This window comes from Zoogloea sp. LCSB751, from assembly GCF_002028455.1.
Lineage (GTDB): Bacteria > Pseudomonadota > Gammaproteobacteria > Burkholderiales > Rhodocyclaceae > Zoogloea.
Window position 1 is genome coordinate 116,536 of the sequence record NZ_MWUM01000014.1, and the last position, 10,673, is coordinate 127,208.

General features: G+C 48.9%; 8 protein-coding genes. 1 reads left to right on the top strand and 7 read right to left on the bottom strand.

Annotation, left to right across the window (positions count from 1 at the left end; genetic code table 11):
- Positions 1–70 precede the first annotated feature (70 nt).
- Positions 71–1,720, bottom strand: a complete 1,650-nt coding sequence (pgi, locus tag B4920_RS16240; protein WP_079435674.1) for a glucose-6-phosphate isomerase — start codon at positions 1,718–1,720, stop codon at positions 71–73.
- A 180-nt stretch (positions 1,721–1,900) separates the two neighbouring features.
- On the opposite strand from pgi, the gene B4920_RS28855 reads away from it, so the two are divergent.
- On the top strand, positions 1,901–3,499 hold the full coding sequence (locus B4920_RS28855) for a hypothetical protein (protein WP_139379531.1): 1,599 nt from the start codon (positions 1,901–1,903) through the stop codon (positions 3,497–3,499).
- Here B4920_RS28855 and B4920_RS16250 read toward each other — a convergent pair.
- From B4920_RS16250 to B4920_RS16270, 6 genes are all read right to left on the bottom strand, one after another.
- Positions 3,492–4,322: a glycosyltransferase family 2 protein gene (locus B4920_RS16250; RefSeq protein WP_079435676.1), complete on the bottom strand. Its 831-nt coding sequence runs from the start codon at positions 4,320–4,322 to the stop codon at positions 3,492–3,494. The genes B4920_RS28855 and B4920_RS16250 overlap by 8 nt on opposite strands.
- An 83-nt stretch (positions 4,323–4,405) precedes the next feature.
- Positions 4,406–5,632, bottom strand: coding sequence for a glycosyltransferase family 4 protein (locus tag B4920_RS16255; protein WP_079435677.1), 1,227 nt, complete (start codon positions 5,630–5,632; stop codon positions 4,406–4,408).
- Between the two features lie 14 nt (positions 5,633–5,646).
- Positions 5,647–6,891, bottom strand: a complete 1,245-nt coding sequence (locus B4920_RS28860) for a hypothetical protein (RefSeq protein WP_139379532.1) — start codon at positions 6,889–6,891, stop codon at positions 5,647–5,649.
- Positions 6,892–6,984: 93 nt separating this feature from the next.
- Positions 6,985–8,091 carry a polysaccharide pyruvyl transferase family protein gene (locus B4920_RS16260; protein WP_079435678.1) on the bottom strand — a complete coding sequence of 369 codons (1,107 nt, stop codon included), beginning with the start codon at positions 8,089–8,091 and terminating at the stop codon, positions 6,985–6,987.
- A 2-nt stretch (positions 8,092–8,093) separates the two neighbouring features.
- Positions 8,094–9,068, bottom strand: a complete 975-nt coding sequence (locus tag B4920_RS16265) for a nitroreductase family protein (RefSeq protein ID WP_079435679.1) — start codon at positions 9,066–9,068, stop codon at positions 8,094–8,096.
- A 91-nt stretch (positions 9,069–9,159) separates the two neighbouring features.
- The gene (locus tag B4920_RS16270) at positions 9,160–10,467 is read right to left on the bottom strand and encodes a flippase (RefSeq protein ID WP_079435680.1); all 1,308 of its coding nucleotides are present in this window, start codon (positions 10,465–10,467) and stop codon (positions 9,160–9,162) included.
- Positions 10,468–10,673: the final 206 nt, after the last annotated feature.

The following is a 10,673-nucleotide window of genomic DNA, read 5'->3' on the forward strand; positions in this document are numbered from 1 at the left end:
TCTAGATCCAGTCACCGCAAGTTGAAGATATTCCATGTAAAAAATCCCGACAAACCTATCCGGGTACGGCTCAGCAGTCCCCATACTCCTGAATCCACGCAATCAGCGCCCGCGTGGACTGGTCCAAGCCTTCGCTATCCGCCTCGCCCTTCAATGCCGGCAGCAGGCGGCCGGCGAGCTGCTTGCCGAGCTCCACGCCCCACTGGTCGAAAGAGTTGATACCCCAGATCACCCCTTGCACGAACACCTTGTGCTCGTACAGCGCCAGCAGCATGCCCAGGTAGTAAGGCACGATGCGCGGCAGGATGATGGTGGTGGACGGCTGATTGCCCGCGAACACCTTGTGCGGCAGCAGGGACGCCATCTGGTCCGCCGGCACGCGGGCGGCTTCCAGCTCCGCGCGGGCCTCCGCCTCGGTCTTGCCAAAGGCCAGCGCCGCGCTCTGGGCCAGGAAGTTGGCCATCAGCGGCGCCTGGTGCCCCGGCAGCGGAAAATCGCTCTGCGCGCTGGCGATGAAATCGCAGGGCACCAACCAGCCGCCCTGGTGCAGCAACTGGAAGAACGCATGCTGCCCGTTACTGCCAATCTCACCCCACACAATCGGGTTGGCCTGACAGGACAAGGGCTGCCCATCGCGCCCCACCGTCTTGCCGTTGGACTCCATCTCCAGCTGCTGCAGGAAAGACGGCAGGAAGCGCAGCGACTCATGGTAAGGCAGCACCGCACTGGTACTGGCCCCGAGGAAATTGGTGTTCCACACCCCGATCAGCGCCATCAGCACGGGCAGGTTGCGCTCAAACGGCGCCTCGCGGAAATGGTTGTCCATCGCCTGCGCGCCGGCGAGCAAACGCTCGAAACCGTTCATCCCAATCGCCAACGCAATCGGCAAGCCCACCGCCGACCACAGGGAATAACGCCCGCCCACCCAATCCCACATGCGGAACACGTTGGAAGCCGGCAAGCCGAAAACCTGCGCCTTCTCCGTCGCCGACGTCACCGCCACAAAATGCAGCGGCAACGCCCGCGGCGCATCGTCCCCCGCCGCCGCACACAACCACTCCCGCGCCGTATGCGCGTTGAGCATGGTCTCCTGCGTCGTAAAGGTCTTGCTCGCCACGATGAACAAGGTGGAACGCGGATTGAGCGAATTCAGCAGCTTGGCCAGGTGCGCGCTATCCACGTTGGACACGAAATGCATCTTGAGGCCCTGGTGCTGATAGGCCGACAGCGCCCGCACCACCGTCTTGGGGCCCAGATCCGACCCGCCGATGCCGATGTTCACCACATCGCGGATCGCCTCACCGGAAAACCCCCGCCACAACCCGCCCCGCACCTTCTCGGAGAACTCGCGCATCTGCGCACGCACCGCGCGCACCTCAGGCATGACGTTGCAGGTGGAAGACGGGAACACCCCCGGCTTCATGTAACGCAAAGCAGTGTGGAGAACGGCGCGGTCTTCGCTGACGTTGATCTTGTCCCCGGCAAACAGACGCGCACGCCAGCCCTCCAGATCGGCGGCTTTGGTCAGTTCGAGGAGGAGTTCGATGGTGCGCTGGTCGACACGCTGCTTGGAGAAGTCGACGAGCATGCCTTCCAGTTCGAAGGAGAGGCGGGAGAAGCGTTCGGGATCGGATGAAAACAGGTCCCGTAGATGGGCCTGTGCAGTGGCTTTTTGGTGCTCAACTAGAGCCCGCCAAGCTGGAGTATTGGTGGTGAGCATAGATCGTCAATCAAGAAAATGATGCATTGCAGAATATAACCCAAAAGCATAGATACAAACATCAACCCTACTCAATCAACTCCAGACATGTAAGCCTTCCTGTTTAAAGGAACTGACTGAAGATAATCGAGGACTAACCAATCCCACCTGACGTCTCTTGTTCATAACGCAGGCACACAAATGAAAACTGCAACAAAGCTCGCCGTTCTGCTGGCGTCGTCCCTCGTCGCTCCTCTTCTAACCACGGGGTCAAGCGCCATAGCTCAAACTCAGCAAAATGTGCTTCGCACATATTCCAACCTACCTTCCAACCTAAAGAGCCTCGTTCCATCCGGCGGACCACGAACATCGGCTGAAATTCAAGCCAGCCCCTTTGGGACACATACCACAGTAATCAATGAAGGCGGAGATCCTGCAATCGTCTCCAAGCTCCCGGACCTAATCTCGGCTGCAGGCTACAAATGGGTTGAGGACTATGCCGCCGTTGGGGCGCTCGACGGACTGTCCCCCACTACCGCAGCCTCCCGCTGGAATCGCCAACGAAGCCGCGCAATTGAATACGTAAAGCGTCTTCATGATCTCGGAATCTCTGTACTAATCCGAATTGACCCACTCCCGTGGCGTCAGCTTAAGAACTCTCCTCCCTCAGACGAACAGATAGCAGGAGGAGCCCAATTCGCGAGCTTAGTCGTTAAAGACCTGAAACCTTGGGTACGTGACTGGCAGATCTGGAACGAACCCAACATTGGCAATGAAAACCCCGTCGTTCCTGCTCCGCTCTATGTTCAAATAGCAGCCTCAGTCTCCAAAGCTATCCGTGCAGAACAAGCCAACGCCGTGATTTACGGCCCTGGCACAGCCATGCTCCAATCTCTGGCAGCAAAACCTCTACCCTGGATTGATCAGGCACTAGACGCTGGCCTCATGAAATACATCGACGTATTCAGCTACCACCCTTACCATCAGCCCTATTTGCGTACAAATATTCCCGAACACGCCAGTGAATTCTATCCCTGGAAACGCTGGGGCACCTACGAAGCGCAGATCAAAGACTTACGTACCCGCATTAACGCTGCAGCCAAACGCAACGTCCCGATTGCCGCCACCGAAGATGGAATCCCGACATTCACCAATGCAGATGGAGAGCAGCAAATTCCTCCGATTGTTGCTGCCAAATACGAACTGCGCCGAAATCTTCTCGACGCATGGCTTGGGGTCAATCCACGAATACAATTTGTATTCTATCGACAAGCCAGCAACCAGGACTATGAAAGCGAAGCAAGCTTCAACACGTTGACCTCCAACGGTGATCTCCGTCCTCTTTATTACGCTGTTCAGAACCTCTACGGAATACTAGATGGCAGTCATCACCCGCAACCGGACATTCGTACAACTTGGGATTTGACGGGAGAAAAATCGCCTCCAACAATCCGAACTCAGGTATGGAAAAAGAGCATGCCTGGCGGAGAGGAAGTACTCATCGCCTACTGGGCCGAAGCCGAAGCCGATACCCTTCACCGACGCTGGCGGGGAACCTTAAAGATCCAAATACCTGGTTTTGAGGCGCCGCGTATTTTCGATCTCATGGCAATGCCAGCCCCAAAAATGAAGGGAGAACTGGCTCAGTTGGTCAATCCGGAATACAAACCAAGAAAGCCCTCCACAGAGCCGTTTGGCTATATTTCAGACACCTCATGGATCACCATTCCACAACTCGAAATCCGCGACTACCCTCAAATCCTGCAACTGGTCAAGTTATCGAACAAGGGAGTCAAATAGCGCCGAGGGGAACTCTATTGATCACCCTGGACCTCGGCGGATTAAACACTGGCACTTTGTGCTTGGAGAAAAATATCCGAAGGCTCCGCAAGTGCTGCTTGCCAGCCCAACTAAGAGCCCCCGCGGAACTTGCTCGTTGATGATCGTGCACCAGCACAGCCCCAGGGAATGCCACAACTCGCGCCCCCAGGGCCCAAACTCTGGCACATAGATCGACGTCCTCCATATACAGGAAATACGATTCATCCATCCCCCCCAACCTCTCGAAAACAGACCTCCTTATAATAAATCCGGTCCCCATAACCCAATCCGAATCGAAAGGTTTGCCTGCTTCAAGTTCATATACCATCAAATGCCGACGCATACGCCTTTCAAAGAGCGGAGAGTTCTTCAAACGCGTTCGCCTAACAAGAATATCCAAAATGGAATAAAAGCGGCGTGCCGAATACTGCCTTTCACCATCGGGATAAACTAAGTCCAACCCTGCCAGACCGATACTTTCGTCCGCCAGCATCGCGTCAACCACTTTCGACACGCTATTTTCAAGAAAATACGTATCCGGGTTCAGAACCAATGCTAACTCAGTGTCCAACTGTGCCAAGCCGATGTTAACACCAGAACCAAACCCAACGTTTACTTCTGCCAATTCCAACTTTACTCCCTGTGGCAGATTTTCTAAGAGATACTTAAAGTAATGATTGCCCGAGCAATTATCTACAACGATGATTTGCTCAGGCGCAGAAATACCGTGCTCTAGTAGCGAATTAACGCACTTGACAACCAAGCCAGGAGTTTGAAAATTTACAATAACAACGCCGAGCATTGTCCCAGGGCAATCGCCCTCAATAACATGGCAAAAGGATTCCTCTGTTCACGCTGGATTTTGTGTAGTTTCCTACTTTTTTGCTACGAACCCAACAAGCGCGAATAAAGGTCAAGCAACCTCTGCTCGTACCTAGCACTGCTGAAAGGCGCTCTCCAATACGCACCGAATGCCTGCTCGCTCATCTGCCCTAGGTTCTCATTGCTGTCGATCTCAATCATGGCATTTGCTAAAGCAGATACGTCATTCCGAGGAAAAACGAGCCCATTCTTTCCATCGATAAAATCAATTGCTGCTGTGTCACTAGAAACAAGACATGGCACACCCTGAGCCAACGCCTCGCACACAGTAAGCCCAAACGTTTCATACCACAAAGACGGAAATACGAAACATCTTGCATTTCTGATATAGTCTGCTACCTCGTGCGGTTGCTTCCAACCAACAAACTTTATGCACGAATCCGCACCACCAAAACGAGCCTTCAGCTCGCCTAACAACTCTCCGTCACCAACAACAATCGCCCTCTTACCGGCGCGCCGTGTAGCTTCGCAAAAAACTTCGACTCCTTTTTCCTTCGACAGGCGGCCGACATATAAGAAGAAGTCGTTCTCTTCAACCCGCACTCGCCCGGCCGGTTTCTCCATACTTATTGGATTCGGCAAATATTCAACCAATGAATTCCGCCCAGCCAGATAAGGAGCAATCAGTCTATGACTAAACTTCGAAATATAGAGATAGGCATCAACTTTGGAATTAACCCCAACCACCGAGTTCTGAACAAGAAGCCGAGCCGAGCGGTAAAGCTTGAACGTGTAACTTCTCGAATCACAATTCTCCATTAGACATGCAAGGCTAAGACTTTTCTTCTCGCAGATCTCCCTATTTTGATAATTGTAGAACCCGCCATTTGGGCAGGCCACAAAGAAGTCATGCAGAGTCAATACACTTCGAAAACCAGCCTGAAATACTGCATCAAAAACACTCGAAGAAAGGGCCTTAGTCCAGCCATGAAAATGGACGACCGTATTCCGCTTATCTAAACGAGCAAGCAACCTTGCCATACGATCTTTGACTGTAAAGCCAAAGATCCCCTGTGCAGCACCTTTCAATTTACTGGGATTAGACAGGAAGTCGACATCGGCCGCGACAACGACCTCTACTCCCTTAAGATCAGACCTGCCTTGATCTGAAACACCACAGAAAAATATCACTCGGCAACCAGAACTCGCGAGTAAATTCGCAGACTCAATCGCAATTTTGCTGGCTCCTCCTTGGACATAGTCGTAGTCATTCACTATTACTACATTCATGCTCTCACCATACCTCAACAAGAAGATCGCCCAGCATCAGAACGAAAACCCCCTGGCAAATATCTCAAAGAAACAAGAGCCGAAACTACAAAAAAAGCGCCCGGAGAAAAATAACCATAACCTCTAAAGAACATTTCGATAAAATAGCCAAACAAGAGAGCCATTAGAAACATGACTTTTTTGCCTTCGCCCCTATCTCTCCTTCTTCCATGAAATGGGAAAACTTTATCCGCATCGGCGAGAAGACCCAAAAATCTGTACAGCATGAACAAATAACATACCGACAGCAAAATACCCAGCACTCCAAACTCAGCAACCAACTTAGCTACAACAAACCCTCCATCATCCAAATTCTTAAAATTCCCTGCTATATCGTTAGTCTTGTACGATATATCTGACAACAACGTCCTTTCCGAACCTAACATCTGAAACCCAAGGCCAAGGCCATAAGTTGATTGGAAATTATTTGTTGCCAAATCCCACCCTTGCAGCCACACCAAGGTAGTGATGTTATCGGTATCTTCAAAAGTAAGCCTACTTGAAAAATACTCAACCTGAGAAAATAGAACGCTTAGTCCAACAAAGAGAAGGACAAAGGCAATTCCACCCAGGACAAAGAAATATCCAGGAGCAAATCTTGCCAATCCAATTACCAACATCAGAACAGTGAATGTCAACAGTGTCAGACTAGGAAAGAGAACTGAAAGCCCCAAAAGGTTTATCAAAATAAAAAAGTACTTCCACTTCGAGCACACAGAACAATATGCCACCGAAAAAAGCCCTACACACAAGGCAAAATGACTTTCCTCTGAAAATGGCGCGACAGCTTTAGCGTGTTCAGAATATCCGCCCACCTTCGACACACCAGAGAACCCAAGCCACCCAACAAAAATCGTCAGGCAAATAAAGGAAAAAATAGTTATATCCAGCTCTTTGGGAGACAACTCGCAGAATCGTCGAGCAAAAAAATAAATAGCAACAAACATCAACGGCAAGAATGCAGCCGTCAGGGGTTTTTGAATATCATAAGACGCATAAAGATATATCGATTGCAGAATCACAGCGACGGAAAAAATAGCCGCATATAAAAAAAGGCGTCCAGGAATTCTCCTAACGTATGCCGCCCTATAATTAATTGCTATTGACAAAACAGTAGCAAGAGCCAGCCCGAGAGCCAAAGAAGAGGCTTTCAGAACAACGAAAAATAGGCTCGAGAGGTAATTAACCAGCAGCAACGTTAATAGAACTCTAAAATTCATAATGGGCTACCACTCAATCACTTTCAATCAACAGCGAAACAGCAATCTCACTATAATATATGGATGCCACTCCAATTTATCAAAAACTGGACATTACGAAACTTCCAACAGACATTTATCAAGATATCCAACCCCTTCAGATTGCAACTCCTTCAGTCTTAACTCGACGGAAGTGGCGTTAAGATTTGCATCAAACCTTTTAATATCCTCAGATGACTCAACCAACCTACCTTCTTCACCAACACGTCTGAGCAAATTCTCAACCCTGTTTCTGCCTGAATGTGGAACTACAGTCGAGAACGGACGACCAAAAAGCAAAGAAAAAGCAGTTCCATGAAATGAGTTAGTTACAACATACTCTGCGTTCGAGAAGAAATAAAGAAAGTCATATGGACTTGCATCCATGATATGTCGATCTGAATTAAACCCCAAAAACAAATCCTGATCAATCACAAAAACTTTCTTCCCCAGCTTATTTGCAATATATCGAACAGATTCGCGCAAGAGCTCATCCTTGATCAAGGAATATACAAGAATATAGCCGGAAGACCTCTCAGCACTACGCGATGACAATTGCCTCCAATCTCGGCCTGTCAACAGCAAAGTAGGATCAGGCGTGCAAACAATGTCATCTCTATTCAAAATATCTGAAACGGCCTTTGCGGTATCAGGTTCTCGGATAGCAATCCCAGAAAAACCCAACAAATCCTCCTTCACGAATCGCTGATCATCATTCGTAAACCGATAAGAACCGCTACTCGAAGACAGCGAAATTTTTTTGCAATCCGTCGAAAAATTTAAGAAATAATTTCGGTCAAGCTCCCCGATAATGTTCGGATTCCATATCTGATCACTACCACATACCAATACCTTAAAGTCTCGTGTAACCCGTCTTAGATCATCAGCTGAAGCGCATCGATCCGACAAAAAGAACTCATCTCGAATAAACGATTTGAATTTTCTTGTGACGCGAGATCTCGGAAAGTATCGCAGCAAATCCTTACCAATCCGCAGAACGTCTTTGGGGCGAGCCCCCCAACGAACAGTCCTCAAGGTATTTCTCAAGCTAGGGTGAGCATAATCCAATATTTTCACATCACCGTACTTCGACAAGACCTTCTGACTTGCATATGCCTGAAGGAGACCTCCATAACTATTAGCATAATGAATTGTAATAAGACCGATCTTCACTTTATTCATTTTTAATTTTTTACGAGATTTGAAAACACCTCAGAAACTGGGCGCCGTGGAGAAACACAAACCGTATTATTATCCGATGGCCAGCCTGCACCTATCATCATGATGATGCTGTGACTATCTCGAATATTCACAATCTCGCGTAATCGTTTGTCACGCGCAGGAGTTTGACTCCAATTAAGGCAGCAACTAGCAACACCCAAGGAGTGTAGAGAATAAACCAAAGACATTGCGAGCATACCGCCATCAATCCAATGCTGATAATGCTCCTCGCCTTGCATGAATGCCTTCAAATCCGCAGTCACGATAAATATATTCGGTATCTTATCGCCAAAACCGCGATTACCTGACTGAAGCGTCAACACTGCATCTCGCACTGAGGGATCCGAGGTGTGATAAATGTGCCACGCTTGTCTATTGCAGACAGACGGCGTTTTCATTGTCAAAGATACAGCTCTTTGGACTATGTCATCACTAACTACTTGCGGCTTGAACTCCCGCAGAGTGAATCGACTGAGAAAAAACTCCTCTGGACTATCAAGGGTGCCCCTTCTCATCTCAGCGTCAGTCAATTGCTTCACACCACCAGCAATGCCATCAGAAGAACTCGGCCGAGCGGGAAGCTTTTCGATTTGATCCTTCAGTGTGGATGCAATTTCCGGCCGACCTGATTCGGACTCGCTGATGAACTGCTGCAAGACATGAAGCCCCGCCTTATCATGAAATCCAAATCGCTTCGCATTCGAGGCAGCAGAGACCAATCGCATCAACGCCTGAGCGTTTGCCCATCCCGACGAAGGATTTCTATTGGAAAAGCTCAAACTCTTCTCAAGACTATGATAGATCTTGACAGCCTGATAGTTTCTTCGCTCGACATCACTGGCACTATCCATCCAATTAGAATGCCGGCAATAACGGGAAAAGTGATAAAGAAAACCATTAGCTGCCTTAAGCAGCCTACCAAAGCCTCTAACCTTCATATTCACTCACCCTCAAACACATAATCCAAAACCCGAGGCACCGCTTGAAGAGAAACCACCGCTCCTAGACACGTACTGATACTGCACTTTTTCAAATTTTAGAGAAAGAAGAGCATCTCGCTTCAATTGCATTCTTAGCATAAAAAAAGTACAAGACCATCAATACAAAATTGCTAACCACCGAAGCAATCGAAGCTCCCAACGCACCGTAGCGTGGAATGGCAGTCAGATTCAAAATAACATTAAGAACAGCCACCCCCCCCATCAACTTTACCTTTGTCTGCATATTCTTCCCAGAAACAAGGATTGAACCAGCACTGAAGGCCACAAACATGAAAGGAATAGAAATGGAGAGCACATTTAGATAAAGCACTGCTTCGCGATATTCTGCTCCAAAAACAAGAGGAACAAAAAGCCACGACGTCCCGACTATAAGAAGCATGATCAGAAATCCCATCAACGACATTATCAAATTGCCCTTACGAAACACTCGCCTCAGCATTTCCGGATTATCAGCATCCCAACGATGTATTTTGGCAACAAGATATTTCTGAAAAATAGCCCCGGGGAGTAAATAAGTAGCAAGCAGAACGGTATACGCGATGTTATATATACCAGCCTCACCATTTCCCACCATGTATTTAACAAGAACAACGGCAATCTGCGAATAAATCATATTAAAAAGTGCGGCCAAACCAAACGGCCACGCCTCCTCTGCCACGGATCCGACAAAAATCTTGGCGTCCCCAGGACTCGACGGGTCAGACTCATCAGCCGCACCCTTTACTAACTGTCTAGCTTGATAGTTTCCGTAAAAGAAAAGTAGAACCGCTACAAGTGCATATATTCCTGCGATTGAATTTGCATTGATCCAATTGACAGCAACCAACACGAATAGTGCTAGCAGCCTAAGCAGGCTCGGAAATACCTGCCAGGCGGCGAGACTAAAATATCGTTCTTCGATCTGGAACTTGCTACTAACTAACTCTAGTGATGCCTGGCCTGAAGCATGCACTGAAAGGACAAGGAGGATTCCAACGGTCGTTTTATCGTGGGGCCCTAAGAGAGCCCAAGCGACTAAGATTGCAGTAACCGTCACTATAGTTAGTGCGTTGAATTTCAGAGAAGGAACAATCCAACGCAGTCCCCTCTCCTTTTCCCTACCAAACACCTTTAGCCAAACTTGGGAGACGCCAAAACCGGCGACTGGACTTAGTAATGTAACTGTTGCCAATGACGAAGCAAAAAGTCCAAATTGATACGGCCCGAGTTGTCGCGCTGAAAACGCTTGAACAAGAAAGGTCAGCCCAGCAGCAAGTACCGAGCTAATCCAGATAAGTGAAATAGCCTTAGCCGCCTTTAACGATCCGGCAGTTCCAGCCTTGCGGTTTATTGTCATAAATAAGTCAAAGCTATAAATACCCAGCAGCTTTCACGATGAAGAAAGAAAAAAGACATTTCATAACACTTAGCTAGCGCTTGTTAAGCCACGTACATTAGAGAACACACCTAACAATAATGCTCGCACTCCGCCAGCGCCTTGCCGGCCTGATCCTTGGCCGACAGCAGCGGCGGGCCGTCCAGCTCGTGCAGCGGCCACGCGAC

Coding starts and splice junctions, on each gene's coding strand:
- pgi (WP_079435674.1), bottom strand. CDS start 1,720: ATGCTCACCACCAATACTCCAGCTTGGCGGGCTCTAGTTGAGCACCAA.
- B4920_RS28855 (WP_139379531.1), top strand. CDS start 1,901: ATGAAAACTGCAACAAAGCTCGCCGTTCTGCTGGCGTCGTCCCTCGTC.
- B4920_RS16250 (WP_079435676.1), bottom strand. CDS start 4,322: ATGCTCGGCGTTGTTATTGTAAATTTTCAAACTCCTGGCTTGGTTGTC.
- B4920_RS16255 (WP_079435677.1), bottom strand. CDS start 5,632: ATGAATGTAGTAATAGTGAATGACTACGACTATGTCCAAGGAGGAGCC.
- B4920_RS28860 (WP_139379532.1), bottom strand. CDS start 6,891: ATGAATTTTAGAGTTCTATTAACGTTGCTGCTGGTTAATTACCTCTCG.
- B4920_RS16260 (WP_079435678.1), bottom strand. CDS start 8,091: ATGAATAAAGTGAAGATCGGTCTTATTACAATTCATTATGCTAATAGT.
- B4920_RS16265 (WP_079435679.1), bottom strand. CDS start 9,068: ATGAAGGTTAGAGGCTTTGGTAGGCTGCTTAAGGCAGCTAATGGTTTT.
- B4920_RS16270 (WP_079435680.1), bottom strand. CDS start 10,467: ATGACAATAAACCGCAAGGCTGGAACTGCCGGATCGTTAAAGGCGGCT.